This window comes from Flavobacterium sp. (assembly GCF_036741995.1).
GTDB lineage: Bacteria > Bacteroidota > Bacteroidia > Flavobacteriales > Flavobacteriaceae > Flavobacterium.
In genome coordinates, this window is sequence record NZ_DAINRG010000052.1 from 1 (window position 1) to 17,352 (window position 17,352).

Annotated in this window: 17 protein-coding genes and 1 pseudogene; 11 read left to right on the plus strand and 7 right to left on the minus strand. The window is 38.7% G+C overall.

From position 1 onward, the window contains the following. A pseudogene (locus V7D82_RS11720) lies at positions 1-1,171 on the minus strand (hypothetical protein); the annotation flags it as partial. Between the two features lie 160 nt (positions 1,172-1,331). On the opposite strand from V7D82_RS11720, the gene folE reads away from it, so the two are divergent. The 4 genes from folE to lgt all read left to right on the plus strand — a co-directional run bounded on the left by folE (position 1,332) and on the right by lgt (position 4,819). After that, positions 1,332-2,003 carry a GTP cyclohydrolase I FolE gene (gene folE, locus V7D82_RS11725; RefSeq protein WP_333601167.1) on the plus strand — a complete coding sequence of 224 codons (672 nt, stop codon included), beginning with the start codon at positions 1,332-1,334 and terminating at the stop codon, positions 2,001-2,003. Positions 2,004-2,092: 89 nt separating this feature from the next. Beyond that, the gene (gene cysS, locus V7D82_RS11730) at positions 2,093-3,574 is read left to right on the plus strand and encodes a cysteine--tRNA ligase (RefSeq protein WP_333601168.1); all 1,482 of its coding nucleotides are present in this window, start codon (positions 2,093-2,095) and stop codon (positions 3,572-3,574) included. A 7-nt stretch (positions 3,575-3,581) separates the two neighbouring features. Continuing rightward, on the plus strand, positions 3,582-3,824 hold the full coding sequence (gene yidD, locus V7D82_RS11735) for a membrane protein insertion efficiency factor YidD (protein ID WP_333601169.1): 243 nt from the start codon (positions 3,582-3,584) through the stop codon (positions 3,822-3,824). Positions 3,825-3,904: 80 nt separating this feature from the next. Next, the gene (lgt, locus tag V7D82_RS11740) at positions 3,905-4,819 is read left to right on the plus strand and encodes a prolipoprotein diacylglyceryl transferase (protein ID WP_333601170.1); all 915 of its coding nucleotides are present in this window, start codon (positions 3,905-3,907) and stop codon (positions 4,817-4,819) included. Positions 4,820-4,858: 39 nt separating this feature from the next. On the opposite strand, the gene V7D82_RS11745 is transcribed toward lgt, so the two are convergent. Beyond that, positions 4,859-5,902, minus strand: a complete 1,044-nt coding sequence (locus tag V7D82_RS11745; protein WP_333601171.1) for an RluA family pseudouridine synthase — start codon at positions 5,900-5,902, stop codon at positions 4,859-4,861. 5 nt (positions 5,903-5,907) lie between these two features. Next, on the minus strand, positions 5,908-6,513 hold the full coding sequence (locus V7D82_RS11750; protein WP_333601172.1) for a PASTA domain-containing protein: 606 nt from the start codon (positions 6,511-6,513) through the stop codon (positions 5,908-5,910). Between the two features lie 106 nt (positions 6,514-6,619). Between V7D82_RS11750 and V7D82_RS11755 the strand changes: the two genes are divergently transcribed. Together V7D82_RS11755 and coaD are read left to right on the plus strand one after the other, a co-directional pair. Next, positions 6,620-7,594: a D-alanine--D-alanine ligase gene (locus V7D82_RS11755; protein WP_333601173.1), complete on the plus strand. Its 975-nt coding sequence runs from the start codon at positions 6,620-6,622 to the stop codon at positions 7,592-7,594. A 7-nt stretch (positions 7,595-7,601) separates the two neighbouring features. Continuing rightward, positions 7,602-8,066 carry a pantetheine-phosphate adenylyltransferase gene (gene coaD, locus V7D82_RS11760; protein WP_333601183.1) on the plus strand — a complete coding sequence of 155 codons (465 nt, stop codon included), beginning with the start codon at positions 7,602-7,604 and terminating at the stop codon, positions 8,064-8,066. Here coaD and V7D82_RS11765 read toward each other — a convergent pair whose 3' ends face one another. Both V7D82_RS11765 and V7D82_RS11770 read right to left on the minus strand, forming a co-directional pair. Then, positions 8,067-9,434, minus strand: coding sequence for a DEAD/DEAH box helicase (locus tag V7D82_RS11765; protein ID WP_333601174.1), 1,368 nt, complete (start codon positions 9,432-9,434; stop codon positions 8,067-8,069). A 49-nt stretch (positions 9,435-9,483) separates the two neighbouring features. Next, positions 9,484-10,086: an NUDIX hydrolase gene (locus V7D82_RS11770; protein ID WP_333601175.1), complete on the minus strand. Its 603-nt coding sequence runs from the start codon at positions 10,084-10,086 to the stop codon at positions 9,484-9,486. Between the two features lie 7 nt (positions 10,087-10,093). Here V7D82_RS11770 and pyrE point away from each other — a divergent pair, with 7 nt between their 5' ends. Then, positions 10,094-10,735, plus strand: coding sequence for an orotate phosphoribosyltransferase (pyrE, locus tag V7D82_RS11775; RefSeq protein WP_333601176.1), 642 nt, complete (start codon positions 10,094-10,096; stop codon positions 10,733-10,735). A gap of 88 nt (positions 10,736-10,823) precedes the next feature. After that, complete coding sequence (locus V7D82_RS11780; RefSeq protein ID WP_333601177.1) at positions 10,824-11,216, plus strand: SRPBCC family protein; 393 nt, start codon at positions 10,824-10,826, stop codon at positions 11,214-11,216. Positions 11,217-11,270: 54 nt separating this feature from the next. Here the strand turns inward: V7D82_RS11780 and V7D82_RS11785 are convergent, their stop codons facing one another. Next, positions 11,271-11,864, minus strand: a complete 594-nt coding sequence (locus V7D82_RS11785; protein ID WP_333601178.1) for a dual specificity protein phosphatase family protein — start codon at positions 11,862-11,864, stop codon at positions 11,271-11,273. 4 nt (positions 11,865-11,868) lie between these two features. Next, positions 11,869-13,794 (minus strand): LTA synthase family protein, encoded by a 1,926-nt coding sequence (locus V7D82_RS11790; protein ID WP_333601179.1) that lies wholly within the window; start codon positions 13,792-13,794, stop codon positions 11,869-11,871. Between the two features lie 117 nt (positions 13,795-13,911). On the opposite strand from V7D82_RS11790, the gene V7D82_RS11795 reads away from it, so the two are divergent. The 3 genes from V7D82_RS11795 to V7D82_RS11805 all read left to right on the plus strand — a co-directional run bounded on the left by V7D82_RS11795 (position 13,912) and on the right by V7D82_RS11805 (position 17,282). Further along, on the plus strand, positions 13,912-15,684 hold the full coding sequence (locus tag V7D82_RS11795) for an AMP-dependent synthetase/ligase (RefSeq protein WP_333601180.1): 1,773 nt from the start codon (positions 13,912-13,914) through the stop codon (positions 15,682-15,684). A gap of 20 nt (positions 15,685-15,704) precedes the next feature. Beyond that, positions 15,705-16,775 (plus strand): proline iminopeptidase-family hydrolase, encoded by a 1,071-nt coding sequence (locus tag V7D82_RS11800; RefSeq protein ID WP_333601181.1) that lies wholly within the window; start codon positions 15,705-15,707, stop codon positions 16,773-16,775. 111 nt (positions 16,776-16,886) lie between these two features. Continuing rightward, positions 16,887-17,282 carry a hypothetical protein gene (locus tag V7D82_RS11805; protein ID WP_333601182.1) on the plus strand — a complete coding sequence of 132 codons (396 nt, stop codon included), beginning with the start codon at positions 16,887-16,889 and terminating at the stop codon, positions 17,280-17,282. Positions 17,283-17,352: the final 70 nt, after the last annotated feature.

A 17,352-nucleotide genomic window follows, 5' to 3' on the forward strand; every position in this document is an offset into this window, starting at 1 on the left:
CCAAAGCAATAGCCGTTTGTGGGGTGAAATCAAAACTCGCCGATCCATCATTCGATGGATCATCACAAACTACTAAATTAGGAGGTGTAACCGGAGTGGCAACGCATACTGTACAAGAAAGTGTAAATGAAACAACGGTAACACAACCACTGGAAGAAGCACTATTATCCGTTATTGACATATAAATCACTTCACCACAAGTCCCGGGATATGCAGCCGCGTTATTTATAGCATTAGCAACGTTTTGTGCATCAGCTGCAGTGTGATGAAAATATACTTCGAAATCAGCCGGATTTAAGCCCGTACCGTTAAAAATAGTCGCAAGGTTTTGTGTCAAATCAAAATTTGGCAAATTACTACACTGACTCAAATTTGCCGGAGGATTAGTTGGTGGTGGTGTATGATAAGAAACTGTTGCACTGGCTGTTGCATTGGCAACACAACCAGGCTTATTAACAATAACAGTATAAGTAGCTGGCTGAGTAACAATTATAGATTGTGTATTTCCTGGTATTGGACCACTAACAGAAGAAGACCATTGGTAGGTTGTAGCACCGGCAATTGTAGCAGTTAATATAGCCTGATTACCTTGACATATAACCTGATCATCAACGGATAAAGGACATACAATATTACAATCGGTTGCCCCAGCTCCTGCAGTTCCGGTATTGGTTTGAGTTACTGTAATATTTCCTGCCTGTCCACTGTAATTAGTCAACAACACAACGTAAATCTGACCTACTTGAGCATTAGCAATTGTAAAAGATTCTTGAGCTGCTGCTGAAAAACTACAACTTACACTTGAAGCCGGATTTAAATAAGTAGAGCCACAATAAGGAAATGGCAATGTAGTATCGATAGGCCCTGGAAAAGGTCCCCATAAAATATAATCAACATCAATAGGATTACCACTGTTTGTTGCTTGATTAATCTGAAAATTAATCGGCCCAGCAGTTCCAATTTGCATATAGAACCAAGCCGGATTAGGTTGTGATCCTAAACATTCATAATTTATACCTGACTCAGATGTTGTACCTGTTGAATTTTGAAAAGTCAAAGCTGAACCACCAGCACAGAAAGCATCCGTGTTGGCACAACTTGAACCTTGCGAAAAAATGTAATTGATTGATAATATATTAACTAAGAGCAGATAGTAATAAATTTTTTTCATTATAGGTAGATTAATTTTAAGCAGCGAAATTTACATATTTTTAAGAAATAATTAAACCCATTTTTAAAAAAATTTAAATATTAACACTTCCAGATGTAGTTTAAATATTATTATTTATCTTTGCTACCTTATTTTTAAACCCCAATTAATTCTTTTTTTAATGATGAATAACGATGATTTTCAAGACGAAATAGGAAACAGTCATATAGCAACCAGCGCTCAAAATCCTGTCAGAAAAGATGCTTTTGACATTACTGATGAAGAAAAAATCAATGTAATCAAAAAAGATGTTGAAAATATTCTGAAAACGCTTGGAATGGATTTAACGGATGACAGCATAAAAGGAACTCCTAATCGTGTTGCCAAAATGTTTGTGAAAGAAATTTTTGGCGGTTTAAATCCTACTAAAAAACCCAATTCTTCAACATTTGCCAATAATTATAAATATGGCGAAATGTTAGTAGAAAAAAACATCACCCTCTACTCTACTTGCGAACACCATCTTTTGCCCATCATCGGCAGAGCTCATGTAGCATATATTTCAAACGGAACCGTAGTGGGTCTTTCCAAAATGAACCGAATTGTTGATTATTTTGCTAAAAGACCACAAGTACAAGAGCGCCTAACCATGCAAATTGTACAGGAATTGCAAAAAGTTTTAGGTACCGATGACGTAGCTTGCGTTATTGATGCCAAACATTTATGCGTCAATTCCCGAGGTATTCGCGATATTGAAAGCAGTACCGTTACTTCGGAATATGGCGGAAAATTCAAAGAAGAAAAAACCAAAAGAGAATTTCTGGATTACATCAAATTAGAAACTAATTTTTAATAGCCCGGATTGCAGTGAAAATCCTTTGACCCTGGACTGGTTTCAGGGCAAAGATTGAAACGAAAAGCCGGAAATAGCTCCTGATAAAAATGCAACTTTATAAAAACCATACCCTGAAAATATACAATTCTCTTTCGGGAGAAAAAGAAACTTTTACGCCTATTCATGCCGGAAATGTTGGGATGTATGTTTGCGGGCCAACTGTTTACAGCAATGTGCATTTAGGTAATGTTCGTACATTCATGTCGTTTGACATGATTTTCAGATATTTTTTGCATTTGGGCTATAAAGTTCGCTATGTCAGAAACATTACTGATGTTGGGCATATTGTTGACGATGTGGATGATGGCGAAGACAAAATTGCCAAAAAAGCCCGCGTAGAACAATTAGAACCTATGGAAATCGTACAACGCTATACCGTTGATTTTCATGATGTTTTAACCCAATTCAATTTTTTACCACCAAGTATTGAACCAACGGCTACCGGTCATATCATCGAACAAATAGAAATCGTTAAACAAATCATTGACAAAGGATTTGGTTATGAAAGTAATGGTTCCGTTTATTTTGATGTAGTAAAGTTCAACGAAACCAATCACTACGGAAAATTAAGCGGCCGAAATATTGAAGACATGTTGGCTAATACCCGCGATACAGATGGTCAGAGCGATAAAAAGAACCCACAGGATTTTGCTCTTTGGAAAAAAGCCGAGCCGGAACACATCATGCGCTGGCCTTCGCCTTGGGGTGTTGGATTTCCGGGATGGCATTTAGAATGTACCGCTATGAGCACCAAATATCTTGGTGAAACCTTTGATATTCATGGGGGTGGAATGGATTTGAAATTCCCGCATCATGAATGTGAAATTGCTCAAAACGAAGCCTGCACCGGACAAAGCCCCGTAAATTATTGGATGCATGCCAACATGCTTACGCTGAACGGAAAGAAAATGGCAAAATCAACCGGAAACAATATACTGCCGAGCGAAATATACAATGGTGGTAGTCCGTTTTTGAGCAAAGCGTTTTCTGCTAATGTGGCCCGTTTTTTCATGATGCAGGCGCATTACAGAAGCATCCTTGATTTTACCAATGACGGAATCTTAGCCGCCGAAAAAGGATTCAACCGGTTCATGGAAGGCTTGGATATTGCCAAAGGATTACAGCCTGGCAGCACTTCAACTCTTGATATTGCTACCTGGAAACAAAACTGTTATGAAGCCATGAATGATGACTTCAATACGCCGATTTTGATAGCACAATTGTTTGAAGGGATTCGTTTTGTCAATCTTTTAAACGACGAAAAAGAAACGCTGACCGCTGATGATTTAAAGACTTTGCAGGAAACGTTACATTCATTCATTTTCGATGTCATTGGGATTAAAGACGAAAAAGACGACGCCAACAGTTCCGAGAAATTAGACGGAGTGGTGGATATGCTTATCGGAATGCGAAACGAAGCCCGAGCCAATAAAAACTTTGCGCTTTCGGATCAAATTCGCGACCAATTGTTAGCGCTTGGTATTCAATTAAAAGACGGAAAAGAAGGAACCTCCTTCAGTATTCAATAAAACTGTTATGCTAAAAAAAATAGCTATAGCGCCTTTACTATTGCTTATCTATTTTTACAAAATAGTACTTTCTCCGCTAATGCCGGCTACTTGTAGATTTCAACCGACTTGCTCCAGCTATTTCATGGAAGCCTTAAAGACTCATGGATTATTTTACGGAACATATTTGGGTACCAAAAGAATCTTAAGCTGCCATCCTTGGGGAAAAAGTGGCTACGATCCTGTTCCCGAAAAAAAGTGTTCACACTAAAGAATTCGTTAAATATTCCTTTTGTTTTTATACAAATCACTATTTTTACATTCAAACTTAACCCCAAAAATTAACTGCTCATGATTTGGAATCCATCAGAAGGTATCAATATCGGTTTCTTTACCATCCGATATTACAGCCTTATGTTTGTTATCGCCTTTGCCCTAGGATGGTACATAATGAAACACATCTACGAAAGAGAAAACGAACCTATTGAAAAACTCGACACCCTTTTTATATGGACAGTTGTCGCCACATTAATTGGTGCCCGATTAGGACATGTCTTCTTTTATGATTGGGAATACTACCGAAACAATCTTTTGGAGATTCTATTGCCATTCCGATTTAACCCTCAGTTTGAGTTTACCGGTTTTCAAGGCCTGGCCAGCCATGGTGCAGCCATTGCCATAATTATCGCTATGTATTTTTACAGTTCCCGAGTCTTAAAACGACCAATGCTTTGGATATTAGACAGAGTGGTTATTCCGGTTGCCTGTGGTGCTATATTTGTCAGAATAGGGAATTTTTTCAATTCCGAAATTGTTGGCAAAGAAACTACTTCCCAATTTGGCGTGAAATTCGTTAGAGATTATTACTCATCAAGAGATGCAATGAATGCTACAAAATTGTCCAATGCAAATGATGCTTATCACGCCATAGTGCACGATCCGCAATATGCCGCGTTGTTGGCTAAAGTGCCACTAAAACATCCGGCACAACTGTACGAAGCCGGCTTGTATGTTTTTGTATTTTTGATACTGTTCTTTCTATATTGGAAAACCAAAACAGCCGAAAAACAAGGCCTGTTATTTGGCTACTTCTTAATCCTGCTTTGGTCCGTTCGATTTGTAGTTGAATATGTAAAAGGAAGCCAAGGCGGTATCGAAAAGACTTTCGGTTTGTTCACTACCGGACAATGGCTCAGCATTCCGTTTATATTGGTAGGAATTTATTATTTGTTCGTGGCTGAAAAACCAGTCAAAGACGAAATTTAAAATATCTAAAAAGTAAAAAGCTCCGTTAAGGAGCTTTTTTTATTCTTCATCACCTTCAGCGGTGTGTGACTTGGCATAGTTGCGCCACTTCTCAATACAGTCTTTCATATCTTGCGGCAATTCGGTATCAAAACGCATAAACTCTTTGGTAACCGGATGTTCAAAACCAAGTGTTTTAGCATGTAATGCTTGTCTTGGCAACGTTTTAAAACAGTTGTCTATAAACTGCTTGTATTTGGTAAAAGTAGTTCCTTTTAAAATCAAGTCACCGCCATAACGAGCATCATTGAACAAAGTGTGACCAATGTATTTCATGTGCACGCGAATCTGATGCGTTCTTCCGGTTTCCAGTTTGCAGGAAACTAACGTAACATAACCAAATCGCTCCAACACTTTATAATGAGTAACGGCATGTTTCCCAATATCACCTTCGGTAAAAACAGCCATTTGCATACGGTCTTTTACATGGCGGGCAATATTGCCTTCAATGGTGCCTTCCTCCTCTTTTACATTACCCCAAACCAGTGCAATATACTCGCGCTCCGATGTTTTATCTTCAAATTGTTTGGCCAAATGTGTCATTGCAGCTTCCGTTTTAGCAACGACTAAAAGTCCGGTTGTATTTTTATCGATACGATGCACCAAACCTGGTCTTTCGCTGGAATTCATCGGTAAATTATCAAAATGAAAGGCCAAAGCATTGACCAAAGTCCCGGTGTAATTACCGTGGCCCGGATGCACCACCAATCCTGCCGGTTTATTGATAACCAACAAAGCATCATCTTCATAAACGATGTCTAAAGGAATATCTTCGGGAAGGATGTGATTTTCAAACGGCGGATGCGTCAACATCACCCGAACTACATCAAAAGGTTTTACTCTGTAATTGGATTTCACCGGAATATCATTAACCCAGATATTCCCGTTTTCCGCTGCTTGCTGAATTTTATTTCGGGTGGCATTCTCCACCAACGACATTAAGTATTTATCCACGCGCAACAAGGATTGCCCTTTGGCAGCCACAAAGCGATGGTGCTCAAATAAATCTTCTTCCAAATCGGAAACTTCGTTGTTATTAATCATTTTCCTTAAGGAATTTTTGTGGTATCAACAGCAGTAGAATCAACCGTAGTTTCGTCAAAAACGACTTTTCCATCACCTAACACCAAGTCAATTTTTGAGGATTTCAACACTTTGTCGCCCGCTTTTAATTTCTTACCGTTCATGCGCATTTCCAAAACCATGTCTTTTCCTAAATAAGGTCGGTACGAAATGGTGCCTTCCTGCAATCCGACAGCTTCCAATGTTGGCACCGCCTGACGATAGGTCTTTTCAACCAAATCCGGCAATGAAACCATCGTATATTTAGAAGCATTGATTTTGATATAAATTTTTCGGCCTTCTTTCACTTTGGAACCGGCTTTTGGCTCTTGCTCAACAATAGTCAGTTTTGGAAATTCCGATCTGAAATCTACCGTATCTAAAATAACGTAGTTCAAATCAACAGCATCCAATTTTTCTTCGGCTTGTTCTACGGATAGTTTACTCAAATCAGGAACCGTAATTTCCTCTCCGTGATGGGTGGTAAAAGTAATCCAATGAAAAAACAAAAACGAAATAGCAGCAATTATTGCCATAGCGGCCAAAATTTGGGCAAAAAAAACTCGACTGGTTAGATACTTGCGTAAACTCATAAAGAAATTTAATTTGAGCAAAGATATAAAAAACATAAAGGTATTTGGTTTGAAAAAAAATGATAATTTTGTTACTAACAAAACATATACCTAACTCAATCTACCAATGAAAAAAGTAGCCATCATCATGGGCGGATATTCGAGCGAATATCAAATATCTCTTAAAAGCGGAAATGTGGTTTATCAGTTTCTGGACAAAGCAAAATATAGCGGTTATCGCATTCATATCCTTAAAGAAAAATGGGTTTATGTTAATGACAACGACCAAGAGTTTCCCATTGATAAAAATGATTTTTCGGTTACGGTAGAGGAAGCCAAGATTACTTTTGACGTAGTATTTAACGCCATACACGGAACTCCCGGTGAAGACGGATTAATGCAAGCCTATTTCGAACTATTGGGAATACCGCAAAGCTCTTGTGATTACTATCAGGCGGCACTGACCTTTAACAAACGTGATTTATTGTCAGTTTTAAAACCTTACGGCATTAAAACGGCTGCTTCTTACTATTTAAATCTTGGCGATACTATTGACCAAGACGCCATATTAAAGGCTGTGGGTTTACCTTGTTTTGTAAAGCCTAACAAATCGGGCTCTAGTTTCGGAATTACCAAAGTGAAGACCAAAGACGAACTCCTTTATGCTATTGCCAATGCCTACAAAGAAGATGACGAATTAATTATCGAAAGTTTCCTTGACGGAACCGAAGTATCGGTAGGTGTTATCAATTATCAGGGAACCATCACCGTATTGCCTATTACTGAAATTGTTTCCGAAAACGACTTCTTTGATTATGAAGCCAAATATCTAGGGAAATCTCAGGAAATCACTCCGGCCCGAATTTCTGAGGAAATGACTAAGAAAGTGATGGCTGTTGCCAAAAAAGTATACGAAACTTTAAAAATGACCGGGTTTTCTCGAAGTGAATACATCATTGTTAACGATGAACCTTATCTTTTGGAAGTCAATACCATTCCGGGTTTAACTACCGAAAGTCTGATTCCGCAACAAGCCAAAGAAGCCGGAATTTCACTAACCGATCTATTTACCAATGCCTTAGAATTGGCTGTAAACAAATAAAAACATGATACGAAAAGCAGTATTCCCCGGTTCGTTTGATCCTATTACCTTGGGACATTATGATATTATCAAAAGAGGTGTTTCGCTGTTTGATGAAGTGATTGTAGCCATTGGCATCAATGCCGATAAAAAATATATGTTTACGCTGGAAGACCGAAAAAAATTCATAGAAGACGCCTTCAAAGACGAGCCCAAAGTTTCGGTGATTACCTACGAAGGGTTAACGATTGATTTGTGCCGAAAGCTAGAGGCTCAGTTCATTCTCCGCGGCTTGCGCAATCCGGCCGACTTTGAATTCGAAAAAGCCATTGCCCATACCAATAGAAAGTTGTCGCAAATAGAAACCGTATTTCTTCTCACTGCCTCTAAAACTTCTTATATCAGCTCCAGCATTGTGCGCGATGTCATCAGGAATGGTGGCGATTACACGGTTTTGGTTCCCGAAAGTGTGGTGGTAAAGAAGGAGAAATAGTTAATACTTCTCCGCTCTACTGGTATCTTCTTCTTTCTTAATGACTTTGCGGGCCACTTCAATTTTAAACTTCTTGCCTTTCATTTTTTCCTCACGAATATTAGCAAGCAGGTCTTTTACTTTATTGAATTTCACCGCCGCAAACGAAATAAAATCTTTGACTTCAATCAATCCTAAATCGCCTTTCTCTAATTTTCCTTTTTGGGAAAAGAAACCAACAATATCAATTTTGTTCAACTTATTTTTCTTGCCGCCGCTGATGTAAATCGTTTGAAATTCGGGTGGTTTTGGCAATGTGGTGGCGGTATCTACTTTTAAAACCGGCATCCCATAATCAATATACTCTTGCTGTTTTTCACTTTCGTGGATAATGATATAAGCAGTTCCCGAAGCCAGCATTCTGGCAGTTCGTCCGTTTCTATGGGTGAACTCATCTTCTTTGGAAGGCAAATGATAATGAATGACGTGTTTCATTTCGGGAATGTCCAATCCTCTTGCGGCCAAATCGGTTGTAACCAAATAACTCACACTTCCATTTCTGAACTGAATTAAAGCGCGTTCTCTTTCATCCTGATCCATGCCGCCGTGATAATATGTGGCGTAAATTCCTTTTTCATTTAACGAATCACTAATGCGTTCCGCAGCATCTCTGTGGTTGCAGAATATCAAAGCCGATTGTGATTTTAAAGAACAAATCAAATTAAACAAACTGCCAATCTTATCTTTTTCTTTGGAAACTACCATTTTCATGGAGAGATTGACTTTCTCTTCTTCGGAGGGAATGAAATCTAAAACCGTTGGATTTACTACTCGAGTATACTTTGGAATCTCAATACCAGAGGTTGCAGAGACTAATATTCGCTTATTTAATTTCGCTAATCGACTAATGATAAAAGACATTTGTTCATGAAAACCCAATTGCAGGGATTTGTCAAATTCGTCCAAAATTAAGGTCTGAATGCGATCGGTTTTAAACGTTTCTCTGTCAATATGATCAGCTATTCGTCCTGGAGTTCCAATCAAAACCGCCGGTGGATTCGATAAGTTTTTGATTTCCGTTTCAATGGAATGACCACCATAGCAAACATTCACTTTGTAAGCCGTGCCCATTTTTTTCCAAACCTGTTCAATTTGCAAACCCAATTCCCGGGAAGGCACTAAAATCAGGCATTGCACGCCCGCTACTTGTTCGTCCAACAATTCAAATATAGGCAATAAGAAAGCCAGTGTTTTCCCCGAACCGGTTGGTGAAAGCAACAACACATTGTTGTCATTTAAGATGGTTTCCTGAGCGGAAAGTTGCATTTCGTTTAAGCTTTCTATGCCTAAATTCAGAAGAATATTATTGGAATGGTGCTGATTTGTCATTTGGCAAAGGTAAAGCCAATTGTGAATTAAAAATCAGGAATAGCGAATGTTATTTCAGTATTTTTTCTTCTTCAAAAAGCAGCTTAATATTTTCATACGAGTTTTTCAGGGCTTCTTTTATCTGCTCAGGATTGAGCCACACTGCCTTTTCGATGCCTTCATTGGCTTGCGGAAAAGGAGTTCCTTCAAAATCTGACTGCATCTCAAACCAATGGGTAACTTTTAGTTTGTATTTGCCCCCGCGCTTAAAAATATGATAAGTCTTTTGTAGTTTTTTGGTAATCCTCAATTTATTGACACCGGTTTCCTCCTCTATTTCTCGGGTTGCCGTGTCTTCAATTTCTTCTCCTTTTTCGATGCCGCCTTTGGGTAAATCCCATTTGCCGTTTCTGAAAATGAATAAAACGTCGCCGTTTTTGTTATAAACCAATCCGCCACCGGCTTTGCAAACCGGAATTTTCTCCTTCATCTTTTTTAGGATTTCTTTCTCATCCGGATAGTACAGATACGCTTTCTGAATTTTGTTCTGAAACATTTTGATGATGAGTTGCTCAATATCAATACTTTCCAACAAAAACAACTGAAAATCGGTCTCTTTGGCGATTTCGTTGGTTAAAAAAAGTGGTTTATCGTTGACAAAAACTTTATACATTTGTACTATGATTTTTAATAAAGACACAGCCGAAAAAACAGCCGAATTGCTTTTACAAATAAATGCAATTAAATTGAATCCGAAAAATCCTTTTACATGGGCTTCGGGTTGGCACTCTCCGATTTACTGCGACAACCGATTAATACTGTCCTTCCCGGCGATAAGAAATTTTGTACGCGAAGAATTTTCCAAACATATTGAGAAAGAATTTGGCAAACCTGATGTAATTGCTGGGGTAGCAACCGGCGCTATCGGCATCGGAATGCTTGTGGCGGAGTACATGGGCTTACCGTTTGTGTATGTGCGTCCGGAACCCAAAAAACACGGCAGGCAAAATCAGGTAGAAGGCTTTTTACAGAAAGGTCAGAACGTAGTGGTGGTAGAAGATTTAATCAGCACCGGAAACAGTAGTTTGCTGGCTGTAGAAGCGCTAAAAGAAGCCGGAGCCCACGTAAAAGGGATGGTGGCCATCTTTACTTATGGTTTTGATGTAGCGGTGGAAAATTTCAAAAATGCCAATGTAGAGTTAAATACGCTAGCCGATTACGAACATTTATTACATTTGGCTGTGGCCAAAAATTATATCACCGAAAAAGAACTGAAAACCTTGCAGGAATGGCGCGAAAGTCCGTCAACTTGGAATGTTTGATATTAAGAGGAGAATGTCCGGTGGACATTCGGTAAAAAGATTGTTACCCTCAAAACAAACACAATAAACTAAAAACAATCACCAAACTATGAATTTAGAAAGTCCAAAGGTTACCGTAGAAAAATCAGCTGACTATTTGTTCCAGGCTTTGTCCGACGTGAAAAGCTATGAAAAATTAATGCCCGATAATATTGCCAAGTTTGAAGTGTTGGGCGATGATATTTTTAATTTTGGATTAAAAGGCATGCCAGAAATTAAACTGCGCATGAAAGACAAAACGCCGAATTCAAAAGTGGTTTTATCCGCAGCCAGCGATAAATTGCCGTTTACTTTGACTGCCAATATTGATACTCTTTCGGATGTTTCAAGCGCCGTGCAATTGCAGTTTGAAGGCGAATTCAACCCGATGATGGCGATGATGATAAAAGGCCCGATTTCGAAATTCATCGAAACATTAGCACAAAATATGAACAAACTATAAGTTCAATTATGGTATAAAAAAAGAGGAGCAATTAGCTCCTCTTTTTTGTTGTCGTTATTTTCCGGATTTGGCTTTTTCTTCCGCTAGTTGTTTGCGGCTTTTGTAGTGCTTTAAGTACTCCCCTTTTGGCGTACCGTTATCAAACGAACTGAACATTACCGGAAAAGCAGCTTTGTTGCGCGCTTCTTCATTAGTCCAACCTTCATATTCAATGCGGTAAATTGCCGAAAACAATTGCGAACGCCCAATTCCGTGATAGCAGTGAATCAAAACCGGATAGTTATCAGGATTGTCCATGATTTTCAAAAAGGAATCCACATTCTTTTGTTCCGGTACCTGATCACAGCCATTGTTGAAATAATTCACACCGGGAATCTTTTCTACGGCCACCTTTTCAGCAGTCAACTCAGCAGGAATTTCTGGATTGTTTACATCATCTCCCGTTCCCGGAAAACGCAAATCTACTATCGATTTGATATGGTATTTTTTTACATAATCGGCAATCTCATCCGGTGGAATCACCCCTGATTTATAGACTTTACCTTCAGTAATCGTCATAAAATTGTGGTTGATGTGACGGTCGTAAATGTATTTTGCCGTACCAAATAACACCAATACTAAAACTACAATGCCTATTTTCTTTTTCATATTTTTATTTTACCGTTGTTAAACGTTTGTCTATTATGCGTTCCATATAATCCTGAACAAATGCTTTGCATCTTAACGCAATCGCATCCATTTCAGGAGTTTTGTTTTTGATCAAATTGTGCTCCATGCCTTTGTCTTCTTTGGCATAAAAACCAACCACTTTTTTGCCGTCAAAACAACAAATATAGTTGCCTTCCATATACTGATATACGTTCGAAGAATACTTTATCACAAAAGGCGGCACTTGCTTTTCGTTTATCAAACTCCTGCCCCAACTTCTAAATGGTTTTGGATAGCCAATCATATCGAGCAGCGTTGGATAAATATCTATTTGCTGCGCCCAATCGTTGTTTACTCCCACATACTTTTCATTCGGTGAAAAGAACAGAATTGGTACCGTATTACGATTAAATTCTTTTAAATATTCATCGTAAGCCACCGTATTCCCGTGATCGGCAACCAATACAAAAATAGTGTTTTTATACCACGGTTCTTTTTTGGCCGCGTTAAAAAATTGCTTCAAAGCAAAATCGGTATAGCCAATGCATTGATTGATATTGACTTTCCCTTTTGGAAATTTACCTTCGTATTTAGCCGGAACTTTATACGGTTCGTGCGAAGAAACCGAGAACAAGGTTGCCATAAAAGGTTGCTTCTTTTCGGTCAGAGTCTTGTTGAAATATTGAAAAAACGGCTCGTCCCAAATGCCCCAAACGCCATCAAAATCAGCGTCATTGTTATATTCCGTCTTTCCGTAATAATGGTCGTAGCCAAGAATATTTCCAAATCCTAAAAAGCCCATAGAGCCATTCGGGGCACCGTGAAAAAAGGAAGTATCATAGCCTTCGCTTTTCAGAGTAGAAACCAAGGATTCTATTTTTTGTTTCGGATAAGGTGACGAAGTGAAAGCATCTTTAAACGATGGAATTCCGGCAATTACAGAAGAAACTCCGTGAATGGATTTCCAACCATTGGCATAAGCATTGGTAAAAATCAAACTGTGTTGTGCCAAGGAATCTACAAAAGGCGTATAACCCTCATAGCCGGGAATCTTCGTGCCTTTATTGAACGCACCATTGTATTCTCGCGCAAAGCTTTCCAAGATAAAAATCACCACGTTTGGCTTGGTCTGCGGATTGTTTTTGTATTGTTTTATAGGAACCAAAAGCTGATCCACTTCGGCTTTGGGCATGTAGTTTTCCTTTTTAAACGAGTTGGTATTCCAGGTTCGGATAATGGCAAACGGCGTATTCAAAACCACATCAGCCTGAGACGAATTTTTCACGTAGCGACTGGCATCTAATATGTTAATCGGACGCGTGCTTTTCTTAAAATCGCCACGAATACCGCCAATGCAAAGGGTTACTATCAATAGGAAATTAGCAATCGAAAAGGCAAAATATTTCACATTCGGTTTCTCGGTAACGTGCTGCACTTTGGTTTTCTTATAAAGCAAAATCCAAATGTAACTCAGCACAAAAAACAGTAAAAATACATGCCAGTAATTCTGAAGAAAATTAAAAAATAACAACGACTTGTTGCTTTCATTTTGCAACGTATCTAAAGATGCTCTGGTGCTTCTGTTAAAGGAATAGCGGTAGTAAATAAAGTCGATAAAATTGGTGGCATACGCCAATAAATTGGTCGCAAAATACAGCCAGAATAAAAACTTCTGAAACTTCTTTTTGGTATTGGAAACCAAAGGAAGAACGGAAAACAGTATAAATAATCCATTGGTATAGAGTATTGTAGTGGTATCAAAAACCAATCCGTGGTAACACAATCGCAGGAAATCATAAACGCCGTCAACCTTAATCAAATTTTGATTGTAGATAAAAAACAACACACGGGCAATAAAGTAAAAAACATAGACTAATAAAATTCTGATGGTCAAAATTTTATACTCCTGGAACCTAGGGAATTTTTTCATGAAAGCGTTACAAATTATCGTTGCAAAACTACATATTTAGCCAATATGTTTTTTATATTTTGTAGTAATAATTGTGAATGAAACTAATATTATTTAATTTGCATTAAAATTACAACAATGACTCCAATCGCGCGCCTTTTTGACTTTCCCTACCACCAACTTGCCAAAAACAATCTCGAAGCTTGTCTGGTCACTAAGCACAACGGCGTTTGGGTGAAAACTTCTACTCAGGAATACATCAATAAAGCCAATACTATTTCGAGAGCTTTGCTGCGATTGGGTGTACAGAAAAATGATAAAATTGCCATCATCTCTTCCAATAACCGAACCGAATGGCACATTATGGATATCGGAATTTTACAGATTGGCGCTCAAAATGTACCGATTTATCCAACGATATCCGAAGACGATTACGAATACATTCTCAACCACTGCGAAGCCAAATATTGCATCGTTTCCGATGAAGAAGTACTGCGAAAAGTGAATCTCATCAAAGAAAAAGTTCCGAATTTAATCGAAGTCTATTCGTTTAACGAAATCGGAAGTTGCACCAATTGGAATACTTTACTCGAATTAGGCAAAGACGAAAGCAACCAAGCCGAAGTGGAAGAACGAAAAAAGGCTGTGCAGGGATTGGATTTAGCCACTATCATTTATACTTCTGGAACTACCGGAAGACCTAAAGGTGTGATGCTTTCGCACAATAATATTGTATCGAATGTTTTAGACAGTGCCAACCGCATTCCGTTTGACGAAGGCAAAAGTATTGCTCTGAGCTTCTTGCCTATTTGCCATATTTACGAGCGCATGGTGACTTATATTTATCAATTCTACAGCTGCTCTGTGTATTTTGGAGAGTCGATTGAAAAGATTGGCGACAATGTCAAAGAAGTGCAGCCAACGGTAATGACCGGAGTGCCCCGACTAACTGAAAAAGTATATGAAAAAATCATTGCCAAAGGTTCCGAACTTACCGGACTAAAAAGGAAGCTTTTCTTTTGGGCAGTTACTATAGGAGAAAAATATGAACCTTATGGTGCGAACGGCTGGTGGTATGAATTAGAATTAAAACTAGCCCGTAAACTTATTTTCAGCAAATGGAAAGCCGGTTTAGGCGGACGATTGGATTTGATTGTTAACGGAAGTGCTGCCATGCAGCCGAGATTATTGCGAATTTTTGCTGCTGCCGAAATCTACATCATGGAAGGCTACGGCTTATCGGAAACTTCGCCGGTAATTGCGGTAAATGATCTTCGTAATCACGGGTTTAAAATCGGAACGGTTGGAAAAATCATTGATAATGTAGAAGTTAAGATTGCTGCCGATGGCGAAATTCTTTGTAAAGGACCGAATGTGATGATGGGTTATTACAAAGATGAAAAATTAACCAACGAAGCTATTGTTGATGGCTATTTCCATACTGGAGATATTGGGGAGATTGACAGCGAAGGTTTCCTAAAAATCACCGACCGTAAAAAAGAGATGTTCAAAACCTCGGGCGGAAAATACATAGCACCACAATTGCTCGAAAATGCCATGAAACAATCCCGTTTTATAGAACAAATCATGGTGATTGGCGATGGCGAAAAAATGCCGGCGGCTTTTATCCAGCCTAATTTTGCTTTTGTAAAAGAATGGGCAGTTTTGCACAAAATAACACTCGGAAGTACCGATGCCGAAATCAGTGCCAACCCAAAAGTAAAGGAACGCATTGAGCAGGAAGTGAATGACATTAATAAAAAATTCGGGCATTGGGAACAAATCAAACGCATTGAACTTACGCCTGATGTTTGGTCGGTTGATGGGGGCCACCTCACGCCTACCATGAAACTGAAGCGCAAAATTATAATCGAAAAGTATAAAGATTTGTATCAAAAAATATACAGCTAACCCTTTAAATCCTTTTAGCCATGAGAATAAAAACACTAGTAAGCAGCTTATTATTTATCTTTTTATTTTCGGGCTGCAAAGAAAACAAACCGGAAGATTCCATCAAATCCGATTATTTGGATTATTCCAAAAGTGATGACCAAGCCACGGGTGGCATTAAAATGATTCCGATCACCACGCCTGTTGGTAAATTCAAGGTCTGGACGAAGCGCGTGGGCAACAATCCTAAAATCAAAGTACTGTTATTGCATGGCGGTCCGGGCGGCACCCATGAATTCTTTGAAAGCTTTGACGGCTATTTTCCCCATGAAAGTATTGAATACATTTACTATGACCAATTGGGTTCCTATTACAGTGACCAACCAAAAGACCATCGGCTTTGGACAACTGAACGCTTTGTAGAAGAAGTAGAACAAGTGCGTAAAGCCTTGAAACTGGACAATACCAATTTCTATTTAATGGGGCAATCCTGGGGTGGCATACTAGCCATGGAATATGCCTTGAAATACCAGAAAAACCTAAAAGGATTAATCATTGCTAACATGATGGCAAGCGCTCCGGCGTATAACAAATATGCGGAAGAGGTATTAGGACCAAAACTTCCAAAAGAAGTCTTTGACCAAATCAAAACCTTCGAAAAAAACAAAGACTATACAAATCCAAAATACACCGAACTGCTTTTCAAATACTATTATTCGGAACACATTCTGAGAAAACCTATTGAGCAATGGCCGGAATCCATCACCAGAGCTTTCAAACATTTGAATCCCGATGTGTATGTATACATGCAAGGTCCGAGTGAATTTGGAATCACGGGTGACGCCACTTTAAAAAATTGGGATGTAACGGCAAGATTGAAAACGCTAACCATTCCCACCTTAGTTATCGGTGCGAAATACGACACCATGGATCCGAAACACATGGAATGGATTTCCAATGAAGTGCAAAACGGGAGATTTTTGTATTGTCCGAATGGTAGTCATTGCTCACAATATGATGATCAGGAACATTATTTTCCGGGCGTTATCAAGTTTCTGAAAGATGTTGATAATGGTACTTTCCAGAAGGAAGAAAGTCATCCATTGCAGTAAACGTTATTAACAATTCGCCATTTTAAAAAGTTAACAATTAAACAGTTAACAAATTATTACATTCTCACTATTTTAATACTTTTATTGCACTAACCAATAAAAACAGTAATTATGAATGTAAAAAACTTTATTGTCGGCGGAATTGTCGGTGGGATTGCAGACTTCTTAATGGGCTGGCTAGTCTATGGCATTTTACTTAAAGACACTTTTCCTAAACCGGAAGGAGCTGGCGCAGAAAACATGCTATTCATTTTCTTAGGTTGTATGTCTTTTGGGTTTTTAATATCCTATGTATTTTCACGAGGAGAAGGAATTTCGAGTTGTGTTCCCGGAATTAAGATGGCCATCGGTATTGCATTGTTCATGGGTTTATGCAGCAATCTCTTTATGAGCATGTATAAAGAAACTATTGATTTTAAGCTAATGGGAATCGATATTCTGGCTTCCATGGTATTGGCCACTGTTGTGGGAGCAGCCGTAGCTGTAACGAACGGAAAAATGAAGTAAGGATATAATTTTCATAGTGTGAAAACGTCCGGGATTAAGTTCTCGGGCGTTTTTTGTTTGGCTAAATCTG

Bases quoted from the DNA above. Each gene is read 5' to 3' on its own strand.
- lgt (WP_333601170.1), top strand. From the start codon at position 3,905: ATGATTTGGAATCCATCAGAAGGTATCAATATCGGTTTCTTTACCATC.
- V7D82_RS11770 (WP_333601175.1), bottom strand. From the start codon at position 10,086: ATGTATAAAGTTTTTGTCAACGATAAACCACTTTTTTTAACCAACGAA.
- cysS (WP_333601168.1), top strand. From the start codon at position 2,093: ATGCAACTTTATAAAAACCATACCCTGAAAATATACAATTCTCTTTCG.
- V7D82_RS11785 (WP_333601178.1), bottom strand. From the start codon at position 11,864: ATGAAAAAGAAAATAGGCATTGTAGTTTTAGTATTGGTGTTATTTGGT.
- V7D82_RS11780 (WP_333601177.1), top strand. From the start codon at position 10,824: ATGAATTTAGAAAGTCCAAAGGTTACCGTAGAAAAATCAGCTGACTAT.
- V7D82_RS11755 (WP_333601173.1), top strand. From the start codon at position 6,620: ATGAAAAAAGTAGCCATCATCATGGGCGGATATTCGAGCGAATATCAA.
- pyrE (WP_333601176.1), top strand. From the start codon at position 10,094: ATGATTTTTAATAAAGACACAGCCGAAAAAACAGCCGAATTGCTTTTA.
- yidD (WP_333601169.1), top strand. From the start codon at position 3,582: ATGCTAAAAAAAATAGCTATAGCGCCTTTACTATTGCTTATCTATTTT.
- folE (WP_333601167.1), top strand. From the start codon at position 1,332: ATGATGAATAACGATGATTTTCAAGACGAAATAGGAAACAGTCATATA.
- V7D82_RS11750 (WP_333601172.1), bottom strand. From the start codon at position 6,513: ATGAGTTTACGCAAGTATCTAACCAGTCGAGTTTTTTTTGCCCAAATT.
- V7D82_RS11765 (WP_333601174.1), bottom strand. From the start codon at position 9,434: ATGACAAATCAGCACCATTCCAATAATATTCTTCTGAATTTAGGCATA.
- V7D82_RS11790 (WP_333601179.1), bottom strand. From the start codon at position 13,794: ATGAAAAAATTCCCTAGGTTCCAGGAGTATAAAATTTTGACCATCAGA.
- V7D82_RS11745 (WP_333601171.1), bottom strand. From the start codon at position 5,902: ATGATTAATAACAACGAAGTTTCCGATTTGGAAGAAGATTTATTTGAG.
- V7D82_RS11795 (WP_333601180.1), top strand. From the start codon at position 13,912: ATGACTCCAATCGCGCGCCTTTTTGACTTTCCCTACCACCAACTTGCC.
- V7D82_RS11800 (WP_333601181.1), top strand. From the start codon at position 15,705: ATGAGAATAAAAACACTAGTAAGCAGCTTATTATTTATCTTTTTATTT.
- V7D82_RS11805 (WP_333601182.1), top strand. From the start codon at position 16,887: ATGAATGTAAAAAACTTTATTGTCGGCGGAATTGTCGGTGGGATTGCA.